This window comes from Nocardia exalbida NBRC 100660, assembly GCF_000308575.1.
Taxonomy (GTDB): Bacteria; Actinomycetota; Actinomycetes; order Mycobacteriales; family Mycobacteriaceae; genus Nocardia; species Nocardia exalbida.
Genome location: NZ_BAFZ01000119.1, coordinates 18,304 through 40,350 on the forward strand (window position 1 = coordinate 18,304; position 22,047 = coordinate 40,350).

Annotated in this window: 25 protein-coding genes; 9 read left to right on the forward strand and 16 right to left on the reverse strand. The window is 69.2% G+C overall.

The window, feature by feature from the left end; all coding sequences use genetic code 11:
• The first annotated feature begins 6 nt into the window (after window positions 1–6).
• A complete protein-coding gene (locus tag ON29_RS26670; RefSeq protein WP_040870542.1) occupies window positions 7–1,038 on the forward strand; it encodes an XdhC family protein in 1,032 nt (343 codons plus the stop codon).
• Here the strand turns inward: ON29_RS26670 and ON29_RS26675 are convergent, their stop codons facing one another.
• The 4 genes from ON29_RS26675 to ON29_RS26690 all read right to left on the reverse strand — a co-directional run bounded on the left by ON29_RS26675 (window position 1,039) and on the right by ON29_RS26690 (window position 4,613).
• Complete coding sequence (locus ON29_RS26675; RefSeq protein ID WP_040870544.1) at window positions 1,039–2,127, reverse strand: ABC transporter substrate-binding protein; 1,089 nt, start codon at window positions 2,125–2,127, stop codon at window positions 1,039–1,041. It lies immediately after the preceding gene.
• Between the two features lie 92 nt (window positions 2,128–2,219).
• Entirely contained in the window at window positions 2,220–3,017 is a 798-nt protein-coding gene (locus ON29_RS26680; RefSeq protein ID WP_040870546.1) for an ABC transporter permease, read from the reverse strand.
• Complete coding sequence (locus ON29_RS26685; protein ID WP_040870547.1) at window positions 3,014–3,760, reverse strand: ABC transporter permease; 747 nt, start codon at window positions 3,758–3,760, stop codon at window positions 3,014–3,016. Before ON29_RS26685 ends, ON29_RS26680 begins: the two co-directional genes overlap by 4 nt.
• 49 nt (window positions 3,761–3,809) lie before the next feature.
• Window positions 3,810–4,613, reverse strand: coding sequence for an ABC transporter ATP-binding protein (locus ON29_RS26690; RefSeq protein WP_040870849.1), 804 nt, complete (start codon window positions 4,611–4,613; stop codon window positions 3,810–3,812).
• Window positions 4,614–4,734: 121 nt separating this feature from the next.
• Between ON29_RS26690 and pnuC the strand changes: the two genes are divergently transcribed.
• Window positions 4,735–5,457, forward strand: a complete 723-nt coding sequence (gene pnuC / locus ON29_RS26695; protein WP_051175620.1) for a nicotinamide riboside transporter PnuC — start codon at window positions 4,735–4,737, stop codon at window positions 5,455–5,457.
• Window positions 5,458–5,463: 6 nt separating this feature from the next.
• On the opposite strand, the gene ON29_RS26700 is transcribed toward pnuC, so the two are convergent.
• The 5 genes from ON29_RS26700 to ON29_RS26720 form a co-directional block, all read right to left on the reverse strand.
• Window positions 5,464–6,255, reverse strand: a complete 792-nt coding sequence (locus ON29_RS26700) for a DeoR/GlpR family DNA-binding transcription regulator (protein WP_040870550.1) — start codon at window positions 6,253–6,255, stop codon at window positions 5,464–5,466.
• 111 nt (window positions 6,256–6,366) lie between these two features.
• On the reverse strand, window positions 6,367–7,104 hold the full coding sequence (locus ON29_RS26705; protein ID WP_083864085.1) for a TetR/AcrR family transcriptional regulator: 738 nt from the start codon (window positions 7,102–7,104) through the stop codon (window positions 6,367–6,369).
• A 92-nt stretch (window positions 7,105–7,196) separates the two neighbouring features.
• Window positions 7,197–8,072 (reverse strand): carbohydrate ABC transporter permease, encoded by an 876-nt coding sequence (locus ON29_RS26710; protein WP_083864086.1) that lies wholly within the window; start codon window positions 8,070–8,072, stop codon window positions 7,197–7,199.
• Window positions 8,069–8,950 (reverse strand): carbohydrate ABC transporter permease, encoded by an 882-nt coding sequence (locus tag ON29_RS26715; protein ID WP_040870553.1) that lies wholly within the window; start codon window positions 8,948–8,950, stop codon window positions 8,069–8,071. Before ON29_RS26715 ends, ON29_RS26710 begins: the two co-directional genes overlap by 4 nt.
• A gap of 1 nt (window position 8,951) precedes the next feature.
• Window positions 8,952–10,202, reverse strand: a complete 1,251-nt coding sequence (locus ON29_RS26720) for an extracellular solute-binding protein (protein ID WP_040870554.1) — start codon at window positions 10,200–10,202, stop codon at window positions 8,952–8,954.
• Window positions 10,203–10,361: 159 nt separating this feature from the next.
• Between ON29_RS26720 and ON29_RS26725 the strand changes: the two genes are divergently transcribed.
• The 5 genes from ON29_RS26725 to ON29_RS26745 all read left to right on the forward strand — a co-directional run bounded on the left by ON29_RS26725 (window position 10,362) and on the right by ON29_RS26745 (window position 16,138).
• The gene (locus ON29_RS26725) at window positions 10,362–11,270 is read left to right on the forward strand and encodes an SIS domain-containing protein (protein ID WP_245549119.1); all 909 of its coding nucleotides are present in this window, start codon (window positions 10,362–10,364) and stop codon (window positions 11,268–11,270) included.
• Window positions 11,271–11,586: 316 nt separating this feature from the next.
• The gene (locus tag ON29_RS26730; RefSeq protein ID WP_245549120.1) at window positions 11,587–12,729 is read left to right on the forward strand and encodes an ROK family protein; all 1,143 of its coding nucleotides are present in this window, start codon (window positions 11,587–11,589) and stop codon (window positions 12,727–12,729) included.
• Between the two features lie 325 nt (window positions 12,730–13,054).
• Window positions 13,055–14,206, forward strand: coding sequence for an N-acetylglucosamine-6-phosphate deacetylase (locus ON29_RS26735; protein ID WP_040870557.1), 1,152 nt, complete (start codon window positions 13,055–13,057; stop codon window positions 14,204–14,206).
• An 8-nt stretch (window positions 14,207–14,214) separates the two neighbouring features.
• Window positions 14,215–15,156 (forward strand): hexose kinase, encoded by a 942-nt coding sequence (locus ON29_RS26740; RefSeq protein ID WP_281032570.1) that lies wholly within the window; start codon window positions 14,215–14,217, stop codon window positions 15,154–15,156.
• Between the two features lie 136 nt (window positions 15,157–15,292).
• On the forward strand, window positions 15,293–16,138 hold the full coding sequence (locus ON29_RS26745; protein WP_040870559.1) for a class II fructose-bisphosphate aldolase: 846 nt from the start codon (window positions 15,293–15,295) through the stop codon (window positions 16,136–16,138).
• 198 nt (window positions 16,139–16,336) lie between these two features.
• On the opposite strand, the gene ON29_RS26750 is transcribed toward ON29_RS26745, so the two are convergent.
• Together ON29_RS26750 and ON29_RS26755 are read right to left on the reverse strand one after the other, a co-directional pair.
• A complete protein-coding gene (locus tag ON29_RS26750) occupies window positions 16,337–16,546 on the reverse strand; it encodes a DUF397 domain-containing protein (RefSeq protein WP_245549121.1) in 210 nt (69 codons plus the stop codon).
• 10 nt (window positions 16,547–16,556) lie between these two features.
• Window positions 16,557–17,417, reverse strand: coding sequence for a helix-turn-helix domain-containing protein (locus ON29_RS26755; RefSeq protein ID WP_040870561.1), 861 nt, complete (start codon window positions 17,415–17,417; stop codon window positions 16,557–16,559).
• Between the two features lie 181 nt (window positions 17,418–17,598).
• Between ON29_RS26755 and ON29_RS26760 the strand changes: the two genes are divergently transcribed.
• Complete coding sequence (locus tag ON29_RS26760) at window positions 17,599–17,901, forward strand: hypothetical protein (RefSeq protein WP_040870859.1); 303 nt, start codon at window positions 17,599–17,601, stop codon at window positions 17,899–17,901.
• A gap of 56 nt (window positions 17,902–17,957) precedes the next feature.
• Window positions 17,958–18,398, forward strand: a complete 441-nt coding sequence (locus tag ON29_RS26765; protein ID WP_040870562.1) for a DUF4254 domain-containing protein — start codon at window positions 17,958–17,960, stop codon at window positions 18,396–18,398.
• A gap of 1 nt (window position 18,399) precedes the next feature.
• On the opposite strand, the gene ON29_RS26770 is transcribed toward ON29_RS26765, so the two are convergent.
• The 5 genes from ON29_RS26770 to ON29_RS26790 all read right to left on the reverse strand — a co-directional run bounded on the left by ON29_RS26770 (window position 18,400) and on the right by ON29_RS26790 (window position 21,909).
• Window positions 18,400–18,690 carry a DUF3349 domain-containing protein gene (locus ON29_RS26770; protein WP_040870563.1) on the reverse strand — a complete coding sequence of 97 codons (291 nt, stop codon included), beginning with the start codon at window positions 18,688–18,690 and terminating at the stop codon, window positions 18,400–18,402.
• Between the two features lie 14 nt (window positions 18,691–18,704).
• A complete protein-coding gene (locus ON29_RS26775) occupies window positions 18,705–19,040 on the reverse strand; it encodes a DUF3349 domain-containing protein (protein ID WP_040870565.1) in 336 nt (111 codons plus the stop codon).
• A gap of 11 nt (window positions 19,041–19,051) precedes the next feature.
• Complete coding sequence (locus ON29_RS26780) at window positions 19,052–19,336, reverse strand: hypothetical protein (RefSeq protein WP_040870567.1); 285 nt, start codon at window positions 19,334–19,336, stop codon at window positions 19,052–19,054.
• Window positions 19,337–19,347: 11 nt separating this feature from the next.
• Window positions 19,348–20,565: an inorganic phosphate transporter gene (locus ON29_RS26785; RefSeq protein WP_040870860.1), complete on the reverse strand. Its 1,218-nt coding sequence runs from the start codon at window positions 20,563–20,565 to the stop codon at window positions 19,348–19,350.
• Window positions 20,566–20,655: 90 nt separating this feature from the next.
• The gene (locus tag ON29_RS26790; RefSeq protein ID WP_040870568.1) at window positions 20,656–21,909 is read right to left on the reverse strand and encodes a lipase family protein; all 1,254 of its coding nucleotides are present in this window, start codon (window positions 21,907–21,909) and stop codon (window positions 20,656–20,658) included.
• Window positions 21,910–22,047 lie beyond the last annotated feature (138 nt).

Consider the following 22,047-nt stretch of genomic DNA (forward strand, 5'->3'; position numbering starts at 1 on the left):
TAGCTGATGCGGGACATCGTCGACGACCTGTTGCGGGTGTGGCACTCGGGCCGGACCGGCGGACTCGGCACCATCGTGCGCACCGTGGGCGCCGCCCCGCTACCGGTGGGCTCGGCGATGCTGGTCGGTCCCGACGGGGGCGTCTACGGGTCGGTGGCCGCGGGCGGGCTGGAGGAGATCGCGTACGAGGCGGTACTCCAGGCGGCGCGCACCGGCCGTCGCGCGATGCACCGCTTCGGCGTGGCCGGCGGCCTGGAGGCGGGCGGGAACGGCGAGGCGATGATGGACGTCTTCACCGAGCCGTTCTCGCGAAGACACTTCCCGGAGTTCCCGGATGTCGCCGCCGAGATCGCGGCGCACCGCAGGGTCACCGTCTTCACGGTGGTCTGGAACTCCGATGCCGACCTGATCGGCCAGCACCTGATCACCGACAAGAAACACGCCACCGAATTGGTCGCGCTACCGGATTCGGACGTCTTCGTCGCCTCGTTCGCCCCGCCACCGCGACTGCTCATCTTCGGCGCCAATTCCTTCGCCGCCGCACTCACCGTGCAGGCCGGGTTGCTCGGTTACCGGGTGACGATCTGCGACTCGCGCCCCAATTTCGCTACGCCGGAATCGTTTCCCGGCGCCGAAGTAGTGGTCGACTGGCCGCACCGCTACCTCAACACGTTGTCCGCGGCCGGCGAGATCGACAGCAGCACAGCCATAGTCGTGCTATCGCACGATCCCACGTTCGACATCCCGCTGCTCACCGTAGCGCTACGACTACCCGAGCTCGGGTATCTCGGCGCGATGGGCTCCCGCCAGGTGCACATCCGGCGGATCGAGGATCTACAGGCGGGCGGTTTCGGTGCGGAGACGCTCGCACGGCTGCACTCGCCCGCCGGATTGGACATCGGCGCGCGCACCGCCCCCGAGATGGCCGTGGCGATCGCCGCAGAACTGCTGGCCGCCCGCGCCGCCCAACCGGTGCGAGCGGCCGATCCGTACAGCGGCGAGTTCCCGATCCCGTCGAGGACCGCTGTGGGAATCTGATCATTTCAAGCCGGGGTTCTCGGCATACACCTCGCGCAGTACGGACAGGTCGAACAGCTGGGCGGCCTTGATATCTATCTTCGCGGCGCGCAGCGCGGCGATATTCTGCTCGATCAGCGCGTCGGTCATGGAGAGCAGACCATTGGCGGCCGTGTCGGCCGAGACCACCAGCTCGTTCTGAGCGCTCGCCTCCTTCGTCTGCTCGGCGAGATCGAGCTTCTGATCCTTGCCGTACACCTCGACCGCGAGCCGGGCCGATTCGGCCGGGTCGGCCACCGCGTCCTTCCAGCCCTTGATCTCGGCGGCCAGGAACGCCTTCAGTTTGTCGCGCTCCTTGTCGATGGTGGACTGAGCGACCGTGAGCGTCTCCGCGACCAGCGGTAGATCGAAGTCCGCGAACAAGAAGTGCGTGTTCTGGAAGCCCTTCGCCGCCAGCGTGATCGGCTCATTGGTCACGTAGCTGACCCATCCGTCGACCTCACCGTTGGCCAGCGGGGTCGGATCGTATTGCGCGGGTACGACGGTGACATCGCCGGGCTTCAGCCCGTTGGCGGTGAGCAGCGCGTTGAAGATCAGCTGGTTGGTGTCCTGCACACCGATCTTGCGGCCCTTCATGTCCTGGGGCGACCTGATCGGTTTCGCGGCGGCGGACACGATCGCGAACGGATTCTTCTGATAGGTGGTGGCGACGATCTTGGCGGGCAGCCCCTCCAGGATCGCCGGTGCGGTGGTCTGCGGCGCGGACAGTCCCAGCCACACCTTCCCGGTGTCCAATCCGGCCTCCACCGACGTGCTTGCCGCGCCGCCCGCGACGAGGTCGACCGAGCCGAAACCGGCTTCCTTGAAATAGCCTTTCGAGTCGGCGAAGTATTCGCCCGCGAATTCGATGTTCTTCAGCCAGGACAGCTGCACCGCGACGCTGCCGTATTTCGACCCGTCCTCGGTGGTGCCGCCCGACGAGCCGCCGGAATTCCCGCCGCAGGCGGCCAGCGCCCCCGCACCGCCGAGCGCGGCGCCGGCGAACGCGGAGTATCGGAGAAACGAGCGTCGGTTCAGGTGCCCGGACGTGGAGCGTTGCGCGGGTGTCATGGGCCGAATCTAGGTGCAGCGCGTTTCATTTTCTTTACTTTGGCGTTCCGAGCGAGAATTCGCCTGTACTTCGCCGGGGCGGGGTCGTTCGGTCAGAGTCGTCCCGCTTCCGGTCCGAACCGCGCGAGCACGAGGTTCTCGACGACGCCGACGATCGCGTAGAGCACCACCGAGACCAGCGTGACGATGACGATCGAGGCCCACAACTTGCTGTACTGGAACGTCGGGATCGCCCGGATCAGGCTGGCGCCAAGACCGGTGCCGCTGCCGAGCCACTCCCCCAGCAACGCGCCGATCAGCGCGCCCGGCACCGAGATCCGCGCCGCGGCGAACACCGAAGGCAGCGCCGCGGGCACGGCCACCATGCGCAACCCGGTCCAGCGGGAACCGCCGTACGCGGCCACCAGCTCCAGCGCCTGCCGCGGCGCGGCGCGCAACCCCGCCGTGATCATGACCAAGGCGGGGAAGAACACCACGATCGCGGCGAGCACCGCGACCCCGGCCAGGCCACGGCCGAACACCAGCACGATGATCGGCGTGAGCGCCACCAGCGGCACGGAGCGCAGCAGCATCGCCACCGGGAGGAAGGTCTGCTCCACCGCGGCGAACGACACGAACAGCGCCGCGACCACCAGCGCGGCGAGCATCCCCGCACCGAACCCGATGGCCGCGTCGCGCAACGTGATCTGCAAGTCGTCCAGGATCGCCTGCCGCGCGGTGGTGGCGTTGGGCGCCGTCACCAAGTAGGTCCAGATATCGCCGGGTGTCTTGCCGACCCGCGGACCGACCTGCGGGAACGCCCTGAGGAAGACGTACCAGATCGCCAGCATCAGCAACAGCGAGGTGCCCAGCGGGAACAGGAAGATCCCGATCCGTCGCAGGAGGTTCATCGCGCCTCCCGCCCGGTCCAGGGCGCGGCCAGCCGGGCGGCCAGCGCCACCAGCGCGTAGCCGAGTCCGGCCAGCGCCGCGGCGGCCAGCGCCATGCCCCAGGTGCGTGGCACGTTGTAGGAGGTCTGCGCCGCGGTCAGCGCCACCCCGATTCCGCTGTCCACGCCGCCGAGGTACTCGCCGATGATCGCGCCGAGCACGGCCGACGGCGCGGCGATCTTCAACGCCGCGAACGTGCTCGGCAGCGCCGAGATCGCCTGCACCCGGTACAGCTGCTGCCAGCGCCCGCCACCGTAGGCGCGCACCAGGTCCAGGCTGGTCCGGTCGGCCGAGCGCAACCCGGCGACGGTGCCGACCATCGTGGTGAAGAAGCAGTACATCGCGGCGAGGAACACCGTCGGGGTGCGTCCGCCGAAGACCACCAGGATGATCGGGCCCAGCGCGAGCAGCGGCGTGCAGTAGCTCAGGATCGCCAGCTGGGTGGCCAGCGACTCGATCGGCGGGACCAGCACGATCAGGACGGCCAGCGCGATGGCCAGGCCGTTGCCCCAGACGAATCCCTGCAGCGCGCCGAGCGCGGTGATCCGGAAATTGGGGCCGTACAGGTCCCACCCGTCGGTGTACATGGTGTGCAGCACCTGCCAGGGGCTGGGTATGGTGCCGCCCGCGACCTCGAACGCCGCGAGAGCCCACCACACCGCGACCAGCCCGAGTACGCCGAGCACGCCTGCGAAGCGCTTCATGCCGCACCACCCGTTCGACGGATGCGGCGCGCGAGCGGTTGCGGTGCGTTCACGCGACTCCTCCCTTTCCCGACTTCCCGAACAGCAGCTCCGACAGATAGTCGTGCAGCTTGTGGAACTCCGGTGTTCGCATCATCTCCGGCAGCCGGGGGCGCGGCAGATCGATCTCGACCAGCTCCAGCACCCGCCCCGGCCGCGGGCTCAGCACGGCCACCACATCGGACAGGAACACCGCCTCCGCGATGCCGTGGGTGACCATCAGCGTCGTCGCGGGTTTCTCGGTCCAGATCCGCAGCAACTCCAGATTGAGCCGCTGCCTGGTCATGTCGTCGAGCGCCCCGAACGGTTCGTCCAGCAGCAGCACGGTCGGCTTCACCACCAGCGCCCGCGCGATCGAGACGCGCTGGCGCATACCGCCCGACAGCTGCGCGGGCTTGGCCTTCTCGAAGCCGTCCAGTCCGACCAGGCGGATCAGGTCATCGATCTGCCCCTGCTCCGGCTTGATCCCCGCGACCTGCAACGGCAGCGCGATATTCGAGGCCACCGACCGCCACGGCAGCAGCGCCGAATCCTGGAACGCGATGCCGAGCCCGTGCCTGCCGCGCAGTTGCGCGGGCGTCATGCCATCGATCAGCGCCGTGCCCGCGGTCGGCGCCTCCAGGCCCGCGAGAATCCGCAGCACAGTCGACTTGCCGCAGCCGGACGGGCCGAGCAGCGACAGGAACGTGCCCTGCTCGGTGTGCAGATCGACGCTCGCCAACGCCTGCACGGTTTTCCGCCCGACCCGGAAGGTCTTGGTCAATCCGCTGAGATGAATTCCGGTCCCCCCGGCGGTGCCGCTCTCCGTGCTCATGACGGCCACGATAAGAGCACCTCATTGCACGGACATTGCGAATCGCGTCGCCGGATTGCGCAATCGTTACGGTCCGCACCGAGCGCGGCGGGGGGATTTCGAATCGGGGCGAGCCGATCGGATGAGATACGCTCCGCCGCGGGTTACACGACAGGTGAACCCGATCCCCACGCTGCTCGACGCCAAGCTGCACATCGCGGGCTCGGAGATCCTCTGGCGCGAAGTGATCGGCAACGGCTTCGGCTTGGCCTCCGCGATCGGTGGCATGCGGCGGCGCGTGTGGGCCTGGCCGGTCGGCATCGCCGGGAACGCGCTGCTGTTCACCGTGTTCGTGGGCGGGGTTTTCCACACCCCGCAGCAATTGAATATGGCCGGGCAGGCCGGACGTCAGCTGATGTTCGTCGCGGTCAGCGTCTACGGCTGGTGGAGCTGGCACCGGCACGCGGCGCGCGAGACCGGGCTGGAGCACCGCGGCGTCGACCCGCGCTGGGCGGGCGGGCGCGAGCGGGTCGCTCTTGTAGCGGCGATGCTCGCGGGCACGGTGGTGTTCGCGCAGCTCTTCGCGTGGCTGGATTCGTACGGCCCGTGGGCCGAGGCGTGGATCTTCACCGGCTCGGTGCTTGCCACCTACGGCATGGCCCGGGGGCTGGCCGAATTCTGGTTGATCTGGATCGCGGTGGACCTGGTCGGCATTCCGCTGCTGGTGCGGGCGGGCTACTACCCGTCGGCCGCCCTGTATCTGGTCTACGCGGGCTTCGTGGCCTGGGGGTTCCTGGTCTGGCGGCGCGGCATCCGCCCCGCCGCCGCGGTTCCGCGGCCGCAGGCGCCGGCCACCGCGAACTAGATCCGCCTACACCACGTCGACCCGCACGCCCGCCGCGCGGATCGTCTCCACCGCCGCCGGATTCGCGTCGGTGTCGGTGACCAGCACCTGCACCTGCTCGATGCCGCAGATGCGGGCCAGCGCGGTGCGCTCGAGCTTTTCGCCGGTGGCCACCACCATCACCCGGCCGGAACGCCGCACCATCTCGGTGGTCACCCCGGCCTCGTCGATATGCCTGCACTGGGCGCCACCCGCGACGGAGATCGCGTTCACGCCGAGCACGAGTTCGTCGAGCCGCAATTCGGCCAGCGCCCGTTCGGCCAGCGGCCCGTGCAATTCGTAGGACTCCCGCCGGGCCACCCCGCCGAGGACGATCGTGCGCATGTGCGGCCGCAGCACCATCTCCCCCGCGATGTTCAGCGCGTTGGTCACGAGGGTCAGCCGCTCGTCCCCGGCCGACCCGAGATCCGTGCGCCCGGCCAGCGCCCTGGCCACCGCCGTGGTGGTGGTGCCGCCGTTCATCCCCACCACCGCGTGCGGATCGACCAGGGACGCCGCGTGTTCGGCGATGCGCTGCTTGGCCTCGCCCGCACTCTGCCGGTACCGCGCGGGCAGGTCGTAGGCCACCGTGGTCGCCACCACGCCGCCGTGCGTCCTGGTGGCCAGCTGTTGTTCGGCGAGCGCGGTGAAGTCCCGGCGCACCGTCGCGGCGGATACGCCGAGCCGATCGGCGGCCTCCTCCACCGAGAGCCGCCCGGATTCGGCGAGCAGCTCCAGCAACCGATTCCACCGTTGCGGACGATCCGTCGGTCCGGTCATCTCACACCGCCCCCGTCGCGCGGGAAACCTGCTGTTTCGGCGAGCACGCGAACAATATGACCACACGCGCGTGCCGCTCGGAGCGATCCCCCACGACCGAGGCGGACAGGCTCAGGACACATCGGCCTCGACTGTGGACCGCTCCTGCCGCGCGAGGGGAATCCGTCCGGCCCCGTCTTCCGTCGGCGGATCGACCCGCGTGCCGGAGAGACCGGAATTCACGAAGTAGGCGATCTCCGCGCAGATCTCGTCCAGGCTCACCGTCGCCCCCGGCTCCGTACCCTGCACCAACTCCTGGGCGAGCGAGGTGACCGCGCCGATCACGGCCAGCGCGAAGAGATCGAAACGCCGCGGGCCGGTCTCGCCCCGGCCGACGGCGCGCTCGGCCTCGCTGATCAGCAACGCCGACAGCAAGTGACGCTGCTGCCTGCGCCACTCCTCCACCGCGGCGCTCACGCCGACCACCTCGACATAACACACTCGCGCGCACCGGGCATCGGCACACGTGACGCCCAGGTACGCCCGGAAACTCGCCACCACGCGTACGGGCAAGGGCTCGTTCTCGGTCGCCGCAAGGGCGGCGAGCGCGTATTCCAGCGCGCGGGAGGTGATGCGATTCGCCAAGGCGATGAGCAGAGCCTCCCTGCTGCCCATGTCCTCGTAGAAACTGCGCGTGGAGACGTTCGCCAGGGCGCAGAGCCGTTCGATCGAGGTGGCCGCGTAACCCTGGGTGCCGAATAGTTCGAGGGCGGCGTCGATCAGGCGGGTCTGCCGTTGGGCAACCCGCTGTTCCTTGGACAGCCCGCCGTAGCTGCGACCGTCCTTGGGTCCGTGATCCCGCCGTGTCACCGTTAGATGCTACCGCGCGGTTACCTTCCCCCAGCGCGTCGAGCGCTGGTGCCGTGGCGATTCCGTCGTCCGGGCGGTCCTGCGCTCGCATGCTATTTCACGCCGCCCGCGGTCAGTCCCGCAACCAGACGCTTCTCGATGAGCGCGAACAGCAGCACCACCGGAATGATGCCGACGGTGGAGATCGCGAACACGTACTGCCAGGCGGTGTCGTACTGGCCGACGAACTTGGTCAGCGCCACCGACAGCGGCTGGTTCTCCGGCGTGGTCAGCACGACCAGGCTGGCGGCGAATTCGTTCCAGCACGCCACCACCACGAAGATCGTCGCCGTGACGACGCCGGGCCAGACCAGCGGCAGGCTCACCCGCAGCAGCGTCTGCGCGCGGCCGAGTCCGTCGAGCATCGCGGCCTCCTCGATCTCCACCGGGATCGCGGCGAAGAAACTGTGCAGGATCCACACCGCGAACGACAGGTTGAACGCCGCGTTCACCAGGATCATCGCCAGCCAGGTGTCGTTGATGCCGAGCGCGAAGAACTCCCGGATCAACCCGGTGACCAGCACCGTCGGCTGCAACATCTGGGTCACCAGCACCACGCCGAGAAACACCGCGCGCCCCGGAAAACGGTGCCGCGCCGTGTAGTACCCCGCCGGTATCGCCACGGCCAGCACCAGCGCGGTGGCGCAGACCGCGATGATGATCGTGCTGACCAGGTTGAACGGCAACGGCGTCTCGGGGGTGTCCCACATCGTCGCGTAGTTGTCCGGATGCCAGGACTGCGGCAGATACGTCGGCGGGATGCGCAGGATCTCGGCTCTGCTCTTCAGTGAACCGAGCACCATCACGACGAATGGCAGCAGGAACACCACGGCGAGTATCGCCCCGACCGCGGTGAGCTCCCAGCGGCGTCGTCCGGCGCGGGTGTCCGCCGGGCCTGCCTGCTCGATGGCCTCGGCCCGCGCGGTCATCGGTCGATCTCCCGGGTCGGGCGGACCAGCCGGACGTAGATCGCGATGACGGCGATGATCAGCGCGAAGTTCAGCACGCTCATCGCCGCGGCGGTGTCGATCTGCTGGTTCTGCCGGATCAGCTTGAAGGTGAGCGTCGTGGTGGTGTCCGCCGAGAACCCGGCGATGCTGCCGGTGATCACTTGCAGGATCGGCAGCGAGTTGAACACGTTGATGATGTTGATGATGGTCGCCACCGCGATCGCCGGACGCAGCTGCGGCAGGGTGAGGTAGCGGTAGCGCTGCCACGCGCCCGCGCCGTCGACCCGCCCCGCCTCGTCGATCTCCGCCGGGATCGACTGGAGTCCGGCCAGAATCGTGTAGGTCGTGAACGGCACGGAGACGAACACCGCCACGCCCATCGCCACCATGAACGCCTGCGTCGGCTGCTTGGTGAAACCGTAACCGCGGTCGAGCAGCCCGATGTCGACCAGGAACCGGTTCGCGATGCCGACGTCCGGGTCGAGCATGTAGTAGAAGATCGTCGTCGTCATCACCACCGACGCCGCCCACGGCACCAGGATCGCCATCCGCACCGCGGTGCGTCCGGGGAAATCCTTGTTCAGGAACTGGGCCAGCGCCGCGGACAGCACCAGGGTGATCAGCACGACGCCGACCACCCAGACCACCGTGTGAGCCAGCACCGAGCCGAGTTCGGAGATCCCGAACAGGGTCCGGTAGTTGGCCAGTCCGGCGTTGCCGCGGTCCTGGCCGTAGGCGTTGAGGTCCCTGGTGCTGGTCCACACCATGTAGCAGGCGGGGAAGGCGACGACGGCCGCGATCAGGACCAGCGAAGGCCCGATCCACGGCAACGCCGCCGCTATTCCTCTGCGCCGCACGTCAGTTCGCGGCTTCCTGGATCCGGCGCAGGACCTGAGCCGGGTCCGCGCCCTGCCCGATGGTGCCCATCTGCTGACGGATGGCGCCTTGCGCCGCGGCCCATTTCGGGTTGTTGCTCGGATAGAACCGCGCCACCGGGAGCGTGGCGGCGAACGCCTTGGTCACCGGGTCTTCGGCGAGCGCGGTCGCGGCGCTGTGGGTGATCGGGATGAAACCCTCGTGCTTGACGAAGTCCGCGTACACCGCGGCCGAGTAGAAGAAGTCGAGAAACTTCTTGATCGACTCGGCCTTGGCGCCGTCCTTCTTGAACGCCATCAGGTGATCGGCCACCCCCAGCGTCACCGGCGTGCCGGTCTTGGTCGGCGAGGGCGCGGTCGCGTAGCGCAGGCCGGGGTTCTTCGCGAGGATCTGGCCGATCGTGGGCGGCAGCGCCTCGATCATGCCGATCTTGCCCTGGATGAAGGCGTTGATCACGTCCTTGCGGTCGGTCGCGCCCGGATTCGGCTGGGTCGCACCGGCATCGATGAGGTCACGCATGGCCCGCACGCCCTCCAGGTTCACGGGGGTGTCCACGGTGATCCGGTCGCCGTCGGCCCAGGAGCCACCCGCGCCGAAGGTCCAGATGGACGTCTCGCCCTGCGCCTCCTCGCTGCCCAGCGGAAGCCCGTACCCGGAGACGCCGCCGCCGAGCGCCTGGATCTTCTTCGCCGCGTCGGTCAGCTCGGCCCAGGTTTTCGGCGGCCGGGCGATGCCCGCCTTTTCGAACAATTCGGCGTTGTAGAACAGGGTGCGGGTGGAGGCGAACAGCGGCAGCGCGTACTGCGTGCCGTTGAGTGCCGCGTTCTGGGCGAAAGCCGGTTGGATGTCGGCCAGCACCGGCGCGGAGACGATGTCGGCGGCCGGGTAGAGCAGGCCGTCGCCGGCGAAGCTGGCGTAGGCGTCGATGTTGAGCAGGTCCGGAGTGGTCGACGGCGACTGGAGCTTGGTGCGCACCACGTCGTTGATCGAGTTCCACGACTCCATCTGCAAGTTGACGGTGACGCCAGGGTTCTGCTTCTGGAATTCGGCGATGATGCCGTCCCACAGCGCCTTGGTGCCGGTGGCGCCGTCGCTGTAGGAGGGGGCGAGGAAATTGATCGTGGTGGCGGAGTCCGCGGCATCTTTGGCACCGAACCCGCAGGACGAGAGGGTCAGCGCGACGCCGGTGACCATCGCGACTCCGGCAAGCACGCGACGAAATGGTCTTTTCACGAGCAGAACCTTTCAGATTTACCCACCCGGCGCCAGCCCAGGCGCCGATGATGGGAGGACGCACGGTCCGTGCACGTCAATCTAACCCGGATCGTGATCATATGTGACCGATTTGATCGTAAATTTGACATAAACGATCACAAGGATGAGGCTGTTCTGGTGCCTACGCCTGCCCGCACGCCGCAGCCGCATCTGGCCACCGAGGTGGCCACCCAGCCGGACGACTGGACGCACGCCGCGACCATCGCCGCCGATCATCACGCCGCGCTGCCGAGGCCGGGCGAGCGCGTCGCGGTGATCGGTTGCGGCACTTCATATTTCATGTCACGTGCGATCGCGGAATTACGGGAGGGGTCGGGCGCCGGCGTCACCGACGCCTGGCCCGCCAGCGCGGTCCGCGCTCGCGACTACGACCGCTACCTGGTGATCTGCCGTTCCGGCACGACCACCGAGGTGGTGCGCGCCATGCGGGAGATCCCGGCGCACATCCCCCGCGCGGTGATCTGCTCCAGTCCCGGCACACCCGTCCTCGAACTGGGCGACCCGATCCTGATCGACCAGGTCGATGAGCGGTCGGTGGTGCAGACGCGTTTCGCGACGACCGCCCTCGCCATCCTGCGCAGCCACCTGGGCGAGGATCTGGCTCCGGTGATCGCCCGAGCTCGGGCGGTGCTCGCCGAGGATCCCGCCGAATCGCTGGCCGGGGTGCGCGGCGCCGAGCAGATCAGCTTCGTCGGCATGGGATTCGCGGCGGCCATCGCCGACGAGGCGGCGCTCAAGCTGCGCGAATCCTGCCAGTCCTGGACGGAGGCGTATCCGGCGACCGAGTACCGCCACGGCCCGATCGCCATCTCCGCGCCCGGCCGCGCGGTCTGGGCCTTCGGAGCGCTGGAGCCCGGCTTCGCCGCCGACGTCACCGCCACCGGCGCCCATCTGGAACACCGCGACATCGACCCGATGGCGGACCTGGTCCGAGTACACCGGCTCTGTCTCCTGCGCTCCGCCGACCTCGGACTCGACCCCGACCACCCACGCGGCCTGAATCGCTCGGTGGTCCTGAAGTCATGATCGAGGGCGAGCGGTGAACGTCGGCCGGGTCCCATTCGTCGCGCGGGTGTCGGACACATCCTTGCGAAACCGGGCCCGCCGATCCTCGCCGCGGACCGTGGGGGCCGTCGTCGCCATGCTCCAGCCGCTCGCGCCCGTGCGCACCGCCGCGCACCTCGTCGTCGGCGTGCCACCCCACGCCGCGCCCGCATCCGCACAGAAATCGCTTCGAAGCACCGACCCGGGAACGGGAACCGCGTCCCAGCACCATGGCACGACGTCGTTGCAGGCCGCGTGTGCACCGGCGCGGGAGGCGGCACGAACTACTGTGCCGAGAATGGGTACCGATCAGCCGCGGACGTCGGCGGGCGAGTCCATCTCCGGACCGCGCGGCGCGGGGACGGACCGCGCGTGCACCGACGACCGGTGCGGGCGCGCCGAGCTGGAGGACACGGTCGAGGGCGCCCGTGCGATGCGGTTCGACCAGGCCGCTGGGCCACAGCCGGCCCCATGTCAGGGCGCGGCCGCGCAGGCCACCGCTGTGCTGGGCACTGCGGCTGTCCTGCCCGACGACGCGCTCGTCCTCGGATTGGACGTCGGCGGCACAACCATCAAGGGCGAGGTCACCGATGCCGGGGGCACGGCACTGGCGGTGGGCACGGTCGCCACGCCGCACGGTCCGGCTGCCTTCGACGCGATGGGCGAGTTGGGCGAGCGGTTGCTGTCCGAACTGCCGGAAGCCGACCGCCGCCGGGTGCGCCGGGCGGCTGTCGTGCTGCCCGGCATCGTGGACACGGCCCGATCGGTGGCGGTGTTCAGCAGCAATGTCGGCTGGCGGGACGTGCACGTGGGCGACCGCTTCGCCGAGCGCTGGGGCGTGCCGACACTCATCGAACACGATGTGGCCGTGGCCGGTTGGGCGGAATGGCGCTACGGCGCCGGGCGGGGTTACGAGAACGTGTGCGTCGTCGTTCTCGGCACCGGCATCTCCGGGACGCTGTCGGTCGGCGGACGGCTGGTGCGCAGCGCTTACGGGCAGGTCGGCGAGTACGGGCACGTGCCGGTGCGGCGCGTGGGCGGATTGCCCTGCCCGTGCGGCAACACCGGCTGCGTCGAGACCGTCGCCTCGGGCGCGGCCATCGCGCGGGCCTACACCCGGCGCACCGGGCGCGAGATCGGTGGCGCGGCGCAGGTCTTCGCGCTGATGTCCACCGATCCCGACGCGGCCGCCGTGGTCGAGGACGCGGTCGACGCGCTCGCCGACGGGCTGGTCGGCATCGTGCACGCGGCTTGCCCCGAACTGATCGTTCTCGGCGGCGGGGTCGCCGGAGCCGGCGCGGCGCTCACCGAACCCCTGCACCGGGCGCTGTCCGACCGGCTCCGCTTGGTCCCCGCCCCACGCGTGGTACTCGGCGAGTTCGGCGCTCGCGCGGGCCTCGCGGGCGCCGCCCTCTTCGCGCGACGCGGAGCATTGACATGACGCCACACCGAAAGCCCGCCACCGGCGAATCCCACAACCCCATTCCTGGTCGATCGCGTCGCCGAGGCGGCCGGGCCGATGCCGGACGTGATCTCCGTCCACGTCCGGTCCGTGCTTACGACGGTCGACGAGATGGCGAAAACTCCTCACATCCGAATCCGGGCGGCGCAATCGTTCATCCGGCGACCCGCCGCCGCGAGACGGCTGCATCCGCGGCGCGACTCGCCGACCGTCACGTACGGCGGAAACCGCCACCACGCGCGAACTCCGCCGACTGCTCCCTCCCGGCGGACGCCATCCGAATCGCGGGCCGAGGAGGACCGACATGACAGAGCTGATGATCCGGGGCCGCATCGTCTCGGCGAGCGTCGCGCTGGACGACGGCGTGGTGATGATCTCCGGGGACCGGATCGAGGCGGTGCGGTCGTTCGCGCAGTGGCGCGCGGCGCATCGCGATTTACCTGAGCCGCCATTTTCCGGCACCGTCCTGCCGGGGCTTGTGGATATTCACAACCACGGTGGATTCGGGTATCGGTTCGACACCGTGGACGGCGCGCAGGCACGGACGGCGGCGCAATCGCACCATGCGCGCGGCTCGACCACGGTGGTGGCGAGCGTGGTCACCGGTCCTGCCGAGGAGATGGTGGCGCAGACCGCCGCCCTGCGCGAACTCGCCGAGGAAGGCGTGCTCGGCGGTGTCCACGTCGAGGGGCCGTTCCTGTCCGAGGCGCGCTGCGGAGCCCAGGACCCGCGATTCCTGTGCGACCCCGATCCGGGACTGACCGACCGGCTGCTGACGGCGGGCGGCGGGCACCTGCGCGCGATGACCCTCGCGCCGGAGCGCCCCGGTTACGCGGCCGTCGCACGGCGCCTGGCCGACAGCGGCGTGGTGATCGCACTCGGCCACAGCGACACCGACTACGCGTCCTTCCGGAATGCTCTGCGGCCGAATGGATCGGCGAGCGTGGTGACCCATCTGGCGAACGGCATGCCGCCGCTGCACCACCGTCACCCCGGCCCGGTCGCCGCGGCACTGGTGGCCGCGGCGGCCGGGGACGCCATCGTGGAATTGATCGGCGACGGCGTGCACGTGGACCCGGGTTTCGCCGCGCTGGTGTTCGCGACCGCGCCGGGACGCGTCGCGCTGGTCACCGATGCCATGCAGGCCGCGGGCCTCGGTGACGGCGAATACCAGCTCGGCCCGCAGCCGGTGACGGTGCGAGACGGGGTGGCGCGCGTCGCGGGCGGATCCATCGCGGGCGGCGTGAGCACCCTGCTGGAATGCCTCGCGCGCGCCGTGCGCGAATCGGGTGTCCCGCTGCGGGACGCGGTACTCGCGGCCACCTCGGTTCCGGCCGCCGCGCTCGGGCTCGCCGACGTCGGTGACCTGCGGCCCGGCCAATTCGCCGACATATTGACAGTCAGTGACAATCTCCACTTGCGCAGGGTGCTCAGACGTGGACAGTGGTTGAGGTGATCCTCACCGTGACAATGAATCCCGCGTACGACATGACCTATCGCGTCGAACGTTTCGAACGCGGGCAGGCCCACCGGGTCCGGTCGGTGGAACAACGCATCGGCGGCAAGGGCATCAACGTGACCCGCGTGCTGAATCAGCTCGGCAAATACGCCAGGGCCACCGGGTTCTCCGATCACGCCTTCGCGGCGGCCGCCGAACTGGAGTTGCCGGTCGACTTCGTGCACGCGCTGCCCTGGGTGCGCCGCACGGTGGTGATCAGCGAGTCCGAGGACGGTACCGCCACCGCGCTGTGGGAGCCGGGCGCCCGGGTCTCCAATCCGCACGCCGCGGAGCAGTTGGCGGTCCGGGTGGCGGGCCTGCTACCCGATATCGCCGGGTTGGTCATCTCCGGGTCGCTGCCGGGCGGCATCGACCCCTCGCTGCCCGCCGAGATCGCCCGCACCGCCATCGCGGCCGACGTGCCCACCATCTGCGACGTCGACGGCGAGGCGCTGCGCTTGGCCGCGCAGGTGCCCGGCATCGTGCTCACCCCGAACGAGAGCGAACTCCAACGTCTCACCGGTACGGAGCCGACGACCGCCGACGACATCGTCAGCGCTGTGCAGCCGCTGATCGCGCACGGCGTGCGCGCCGTGATCGCGACCTGCGGCCCCGAGGGGATCACCGCCGTGACCGCCGACGGCGCGTGGTCGGCGGCGCTCGCCGAACCGCTCGCCGGAAATCCCACCGGCGCGGGCGATGCCGCGGTGGCGGCCGTGATCGCCGCCCTCTCGTCCGCATCGCGCACCGACTGGCCCGCCCTGCTCTCCGACGCGGTCGCGACCTCGGCGGCCGCCGTGGTCGTCCCGGTGGCCGGCGAGATCGACCGCGGTCTGCGCACCCGTCTCACCCCGACCGTCCGGATTCGAGAACTGGATCTACCAGCACCGCAGGAGGCTGCCTCGTGACCGCCCAGCCCACCGATCCGGCCGGCCACCGGCCCTGCGAGCCGCCACGGCATACCACAGCCTGCGGCAAGCCGATTACGAGCGGTCCGACCGCGCAGGTACCGCCGCGGTCAGTGGTCTCGCGAAAGCCCGCTATATGCCGCTGACCTCGATACCCGAGCTGATCGCCGCGGCCCGTCCCGGCGGACTCGGCGCGTTCAACGTGATCACCCTCGAGCACGCCGAGGCGATCGCGGCCGCCGCGGAATCGGCGAAACGGCCGGTGGTTATGCAACTGTCGGAGAACACCGCGCTCTATCACCGTGGCATCGCCCCGCTCGCCCTCGCCTGCCTGCGCATCGCCGCCGACAGCGACGCCGCGATCGCGGTCCATCTCGACCATGCCACCACCGCCGAACTGATCCATACCGCGGTCGGTCTCGGCATCCGCTCGGTCATGTACGACGGCTCGGCCCTCGACTACGCCGACAACGTCGCCGCCACCACCGCGATCACCGCGTGGTGCCACGAGCGCGGCGTGCACATCGAAGCCGAACTCGGTGCGATCGGCGGCAAGGACGGCGCCCACGCGCCCGGCGCGCGCACCGATCCCGACGAGGCGGTGGAGTTCGTGCGCGCCACCGGCGTCGACGCACTCGCGGTCGCCGTCGGCTCCGCACATGCCATGCACACGCGCACCGCCGAACTCGACAACGACCTGATCGCCCACCTGGCCGCGAAGGTCCCCGTCCCCTTGGTGCTGCACGGCTCCTCCGGCGTCCCCGATCACGGCCTGCGCGCCGCCGTAGAAAACGGCATGACGAAGATCAACATCGCCACCCGCCTCAACATCCGGATGACATCCGCCATCCGCGATCACCTCACGAACGCCCCCGACCTCTCCGACCCACGCAAGTACCTCACCCCCGCCCGCGCAGCCGTCCAATCGGAAGTCGAACACTTCCTCCACCTCCTCGCCGGCTCCAGCACCCCCGGAGACTGACTTCTGTTTTGCCGCGCGGCAAGGAAACGGCCGGCGGCGCGTGCGAGGGTTTGCGCGCCGTCGGCCGGTCCGGTTGGCGGGCAGGGCAGTTGCCCACCGGTGGAGCTGTCGATGGAGCGCTTCGCATCGACGGGGACACTCTTGCCGGTGGAGCTGAGTGCTCGGTGTCGTGAAGCTGAGAGTCGGCTGGGAGATGTGTCAGGCGAGTTCGGCGCGGAGCGCCGTGGTGAACGCCGCCCACTGGGTCGAGGTGAACGCCAAGGTGGGCGATGCATCCGATGGTCCCCGGAACTTGCTGTCTCTGACCAGGACTCGGCTGCCGTCGAAGCACACCTCTACGCAAGCCTGACTATCGCTGGAGTAGGACGACTTGAACCAGCCCGGCACAGCGAAATTCGACCTATCCACAATCACGAGCTTACAAGCCACCCGCTTTGGCCTCGATCAAGGCGAGCGAATCAGTCCTGGACATGGCGTGCTCGGCTAGCGCGCTGTCGAACATGGTGTTGAGATGCCGCACGGGCTCGGCATCCTCGATCAACCCGACCTGGACGAGAGTCTCGCTCCACGCGATATCCGGCAGCAGTGCGCTCTCGAAGCCGAGCACATGAAATGTCGCACCGCCGAGCAGCACTCCACCCGGCGCATCGAACGGGATTATCCTTATGTCCACAGTTTCCGGGTAACGCTCGATGAGCGACGCCAGATGGCAAAGTTGCCCTCGGAGCACGTCGACGCCACCCGTGCGCTGAGCGACCGCGGCTTCGCCGATCACGGCTACGAGGCTCAGCGGATCGGGACCGGTCAACCTTTCCTGTCGGCGCATGCGGACTTCGACCCACCGATCGATCTCAACCCGTCGGACGCGGGCGAGGTCGTTGGTGAAGAGTGCATGGGCGTACTCGCGCGTTTGCAACAAGCCAGGAATCAGCACACTTTCATAGGTGCGGACGCTCTCTGCCCCGTGCTCCAATCCATAGAGGCGTATCACCTCGTCCGACAGCAACCCCGCGTACTCCGACCACCACCCGCGCTGCTTCGCGATGTCGCGCAGCCGCAACATCTCCTCGCGTTCCGCCGGGTCGAATTCGAGCAGGCTCATCAGATTCCGCAGTTTGTCCTCGGCCAGGACGCGTTCTTTCTCCACCTTCGACCAGTACGACAGCGTGAAGCCCAGTTCCTTGGCGATGACGGAGGCGGACACGTCGAACTCGGTGCGGCGGCGTTTGATTCGGAGCATGAGCTCCCAGCGCGCGACCGTGGGCGAAAGTGGTGCCATCGTCCGAGGAGTCCTTCCGGCTGTTCGTGCAGATGACCGTACCCGCATCCACAGCGGGGCAAGTTTGTCAAATTGACTGGTCAAGTTGACTTGTCAGCCCTCCCGCACCTACCCTGCTTGTGTTGCGCATCACAGCGGGGCTGGTGGAACAGCCCGCTCGGCGGGGATGAAGGGGGTTCTGATGTCGGTGCATGTCGTCGACCGGATGTGGATCGTGAGTGATCAGACGCCGCATCAGGCGCGGCGGGTCAGTGACGACGCGTGGGTGGTGTCTTATCTGCGTGGCCGGATGGTGTCCACCGAGCAGGCGACTGCGGCTATCCAAGCGGCGGAGATGGTGGCGCTGACGGAGGAGCTGGTGCGCCGCATCGGGCTCACGCCGCTCGAGGCCGTCGGTCTCGTGGTCCTCGAATCGCCGTGGGACACCGGGCCGTTGCGCAAGCGGTACCGATTGCCGCGTCCGGGCGGGCGGCATCGTCGATGATCCTTCGCGTCTCGCGTGACGCCCGCCGCGACCATTCGATCCAGGGGGTTACCGCAGTGGAACCACTGCCGACCAAAGAGCTCATCCTGCAGGCCTGCCGCACCGCGCCCCGCCGCGCACATCCGATCCTGGAATCGGCCCACTTACTCGCGGGATTACATCAACGCCGCCTGCGCCGTGGCGTGGGCGGGACGAACGACATCGACGGGCACCGCGCCCGCCTCGTCCTCGCGATCGACCGCTGGGTCGCCACCGAGGCGCCGCTGCCACACGGCGGCGCGCACATGCACACCGAAACCGTGGGCATGGTGGTCGACCGGCTCGCCCAGTTCTCCGCCTGCGCCTACGAGATCCTCTCCGGCGCCCCGGAATGGGCCGTGCACGATGCCTGGGAGCGCCTCGCCGAACTCGCGCTCGGCTACGAGGATCTCGCCTACGAGGTCGCGGCGGGCGTACGCCGACTGCCCTATCTCAGCGGCCCGCGCGATCAGCCGTGACTCAGTCGACGTCCGGATCCGGCCAGGCATTGGCCTCGACCCGGGCGCGCACCCGGGCCACGTCGGCTTCGGACGGCATGTCGTTGGTGATCTTGGTGATCATCACCTGGATGTCGGCCTGGTCGATGTCCGCCCCGCCGAAGCCGGTCAGCTCGGCGGCGATCCGGGCCACCTCTTCGTCGGACAGGCGACGGCGCAGCAGCGCGAGCAGCGGGATGTAGTCGGACTCCGGCACGCCGTCCGGGTATCCGACCCGCAGCCAGCCGATGATCGCGTGCAGGAAGGGGGGCATCGGCGGCGGCTCGGTCAGTCGGAATCGGCGGGCGGATCGGCCAGCGGCCAGCCGCCCGCGGCCAGATGGGAGGCGACGCGAGCTACGTCGCCTTCGGCCGGTTGCTCCATGGCGAACCGGGCGATGGCCTGCTCGATCTCGGCGTGGGTGATCGTGCTGTCCGGATTCGAAGAGACCAGCTCCTCGGCGATCGCGACCACCTCGTAGTCGGTGAGGTGCCGGTGCAGCACGGCGAACAGGGCCACATAATCCGCCTGCGGGACGCCCTGCGGATACCCCGCGCGCAGCCAGCCCACGACTTTGCCGAGCAGCTTCGGCCGGAGCGGAGCTGGTTTCACTGGATCGGTCACGCTGGCACTCCTCACGCCTGCCCGAACAAATGGATGCCGAATCTGGCGGCGATGAACGCTTTCGCCGTGTACAGGATGCCGCTGACGATCGCCACGACAACCAGTACGAAGCACGCCACCGCGACCGCGAGGGCGGGGTAATTGCGCCGCACCGCACCCGTTCCGGCGTCGGTCGTCACGGTCGTCGACCAGAACCGCACGCCGATCGCGAAGATCATCGGCAGGCCCGCGCCGAGCACCAGGCCGGCCGCGACGACTTTCCACAGCGAGTTCAGATTCGTGACGAGAGTGTGCACGCCTGGTCCTCCTACACCTGGGCCGAACGGTTCTTGTCCGCCGGCGCGGCGGTCGGCGCGGCGGTGGGCGGCGCGGCGGTGGGCGGATCGTTCCCGTCGCCCGGCCACTCGTTGACGTTGCCGGTGTGCACCGGATCACGCCGCGACCGCAGGTACATCAGCGTCGACAGGCCGATCAGGATGCCGAAGACCACGAGCACGCCGGCCAGCCCGCCGATGACGTGGGCGATGGCCCAGCAGATCGCTCCCGCGACCGCGGCCAGCGGCAGCGTGAGCAACCATGCGACCACCATCCGCCCCATCACGGCCCAGCGCACCTCGGCGCCCTTACCCAGACCGGTGCCGAGGATCGCGCCGGTGGCCGTCTGCGTGGTGGACAGCGGCAACCCGAAATGGGCCGAGGTCAAGATGATCGCGGCCGAGGCGGATTCCGCCGCGAGGCCCTGCGGCGAGTCGATCTCGACCAGGCCCTTGCCCAGCGTCCGGATGATCCGCCAGCCGCCGAGGTAAGTGCCCGCCGCGATGGCCACGGCGCACGCGGCCATCACCCAGAGCGGCAGGTCGTCATCCTTGGTGAGCGTCCCGTGCGCGACGAGCGCCAGGAAGATCACGCCCATCGTCTTCTGCGCGTCGTTCGTGCCGTGCGCCAGCGAGACCAGCGAGGCGGAGCCGATCTGCCCCCACCGGAAGCCCTCGGTGACCTTCCCTTCGTCGGCGCTGCGGGTGATCCGGTACACCAGCCAGGTGCCGATCGCCGAGACCAGCGCGGCGACGATGGGCGCGAGCACGGCGGGAAGAATGATCTTGGTGATCACGCCGTCCGATCCGGACGCCCAGATCACCCCGCTCCAGCCCAGCGCGGCCAGCGTCGCCCCGATCAGACCGCCGAACAGCGCGTGCGACGAACTCGACGGCAGGCCGAAAAGCCAGGTGAGCAGGTTCCACAGGATCCCGCCGACCAAACCGGCGAACACGATGACGATCAGGTCCTGGCCGCCGACGGCATCGAGGCGCACGATGCCCTTCGCCACGGTGGCGGCGACGGCCACCGACAGGAACGCGCCGACCAGGTTCAGCACCGCCGAGAGCGCGACCGCCACCCGCGGCCGCAGCGCACCGGTGGCGATCGAGGTCGCCATCGCGTTGGCGGTGTCGTGGAAGCCGTTCGTGAAATCGAATGCGAGCGCCGTGACGATGACGATCAGGAGAACCAGTAATTCGACGGTCACGCCTCCAGTGTGCTGCACCCCCGGATGGCGGAGCCAGGTCGGTCACCGAAAGTTCCGCCGACCGGCATGGACTAGTCTGCTTCGCCCTGCTCAGCCGGATCGAGTGCACCGCGCGGCGACGGGACGGCCTGCGAACCGATCATCGATCCACGAGTTCGCGCCGGGGATGCCGCTGAGGCCGACCAGGAAGTGTTCGCCGAGATAGACCTGGAAGTCCACCGGTGTCCCGGCTCCGCACCAGTCCGAGTACAACTTCTCCGCCCCGGCCAGCGGCACCCACGGGTCGTGCGTCGCGTGATAGAGGAACACCGGCACCGTCGGCGCGCTCGCGCCCAGCCGATTTGCGGCCAGGATCTCCCTGACCATCGGCAGCTCGGTGGGCGCGGCGGCATGGGTGAGCGCCTGCACCGGAATCGGCGCCACGGCACCGCCGAACTCCTCCCCGGTCATGCACATGTCCTTGCCGATCTGGGCCAGTCGCCAGCCGTCGTCGTTCATCAGGCCCAGCAGCTCGGGATACTCCCGCGCCAATCCGAGCGTCGCGGCCAAGAAGACTCCGGACGCGGCGTTGCGGCCGTTCATGGTGGACAGCAGCATGCCGAAGTCGGCGGGAACACCGCCGAACGCCGCACCGACCAGATTGAGCTCGGGCGCGTACGCCGGGGCCAGCTGGGCGGCCCATCCGCTGGCGATGGCGCCGCCGGAGTATCCGGTGACCAGCGTCGGAGCGTCCGGTCGCAATCCGAGCTCCGGCGTCCGCACCGCGGCCCGGATCGAGTCGAGCACCGCGTGCCCGGCCATCAGTCCCGCCCCGTACGCCTGCCGCGGGCCCTGATGGTCGGGCACGAGCACGGCGTATCCCTTGGACAATGGAATCTGGGCGGCCCACATCTCCGCCCACAACGGGTTCTTGAGCTCGTAGGACGGTGCGCACCGATGCCCGAGCGAGTCGATCGCGTGATTGAGCGACAGCACCGGTCGCGGCCCCGTCCCGGTCCACGGTGTCCGCGGCACGAGCAACGTCGCGACCACGGGGACCGGGCGATCCTTGGAATCGGTGGACCGGATCAGCAGTTCGGTCGAGTGCAACGGGAACGCGGTCAGGCCGGTGCCGCCCGGACGGGACGCGAGAACCGTTCCCGGCGGTGTGTTCTCGAATTCCGGCGGCGGGGTGTAGAACGGGTCGCCCAGCGGCGTGGGCAGGATCCCGGAGTATTCACGTGAAGGCGTGAGGAACTGCTCGATCGGATTCGCCTGCGCGGGCGTGCCGACCGTACTCACCGCCAAGGCGCCCAGCAACGCCGCTACCAGCCGGACATAACGTCCGCACCGCACAATTCGCATCGTCCCACCCGCCCGCCGATTCCTTGTCCGGAGGTACGAACCGGCCGGACCATTGCAGTGTGGCGGCCATCCGGAACCTTGCGCTGCCCCTACTTACAGTGGCTGGATTCGCCGCGCACGCCCGACACGCACCCGGCG

What these genes read in the sequence shown, in the direction of transcription:
- ON29_RS26675 (WP_040870544.1), bottom strand. Translation starts at nt 2,127, where the DNA reads ATGACACCCGCGCAACGCTCCACGTCCGGGCACCTGAACCGACGCTCG.
- ON29_RS26790 (WP_040870568.1), bottom strand. Translation starts at nt 21,909, where the DNA reads ATGCGAATTGTGCGGTGCGGACGTTATGTCCGGCTGGTAGCGGCGTTG.
- ON29_RS26700 (WP_040870550.1), bottom strand. Translation starts at nt 6,255, where the DNA reads ATGACCGGACCGACGGATCGTCCGCAACGGTGGAATCGGTTGCTGGAG.
- ON29_RS26730 (WP_245549120.1), top strand. Translation starts at nt 11,587, where the DNA reads ATGGGTACCGATCAGCCGCGGACGTCGGCGGGCGAGTCCATCTCCGGA.
- pnuC (WP_051175620.1), top strand. Translation starts at nt 4,735, where the DNA reads ATGAGATACGCTCCGCCGCGGGTTACACGACAGGTGAACCCGATCCCC.
- ON29_RS26670 (WP_040870542.1), top strand. Translation starts at nt 7, where the DNA reads ATGCGGGACATCGTCGACGACCTGTTGCGGGTGTGGCACTCGGGCCGG.
- ON29_RS26690 (WP_040870849.1), bottom strand. Translation starts at nt 4,613, where the DNA reads ATGAGCACGGAGAGCGGCACCGCCGGGGGGACCGGAATTCATCTCAGC.
- ON29_RS26710 (WP_083864086.1), bottom strand. Translation starts at nt 8,072, where the DNA reads ATGACCGCGCGGGCCGAGGCCATCGAGCAGGCAGGCCCGGCGGACACC.
- ON29_RS26735 (WP_040870557.1), top strand. Translation starts at nt 13,055, where the DNA reads ATGACAGAGCTGATGATCCGGGGCCGCATCGTCTCGGCGAGCGTCGCG.
- ON29_RS26685 (WP_040870547.1), bottom strand. Translation starts at nt 3,760, where the DNA reads ATGAAGCGCTTCGCAGGCGTGCTCGGCGTACTCGGGCTGGTCGCGGTG.
- ON29_RS26760 (WP_040870859.1), top strand. Translation starts at nt 17,599, where the DNA reads ATGTCGGTGCATGTCGTCGACCGGATGTGGATCGTGAGTGATCAGACG.
- ON29_RS26680 (WP_040870546.1), bottom strand. Translation starts at nt 3,017, where the DNA reads ATGAACCTCCTGCGACGGATCGGGATCTTCCTGTTCCCGCTGGGCACC.
- ON29_RS26770 (WP_040870563.1), bottom strand. Translation starts at nt 18,690, where the DNA reads ATGCCCCCCTTCCTGCACGCGATCATCGGCTGGCTGCGGGTCGGATAC.
- ON29_RS26755 (WP_040870561.1), bottom strand. Translation starts at nt 17,417, where the DNA reads ATGGCACCACTTTCGCCCACGGTCGCGCGCTGGGAGCTCATGCTCCGA.
- ON29_RS26745 (WP_040870559.1), top strand. Translation starts at nt 15,293, where the DNA reads ATGCCGCTGACCTCGATACCCGAGCTGATCGCCGCGGCCCGTCCCGGC.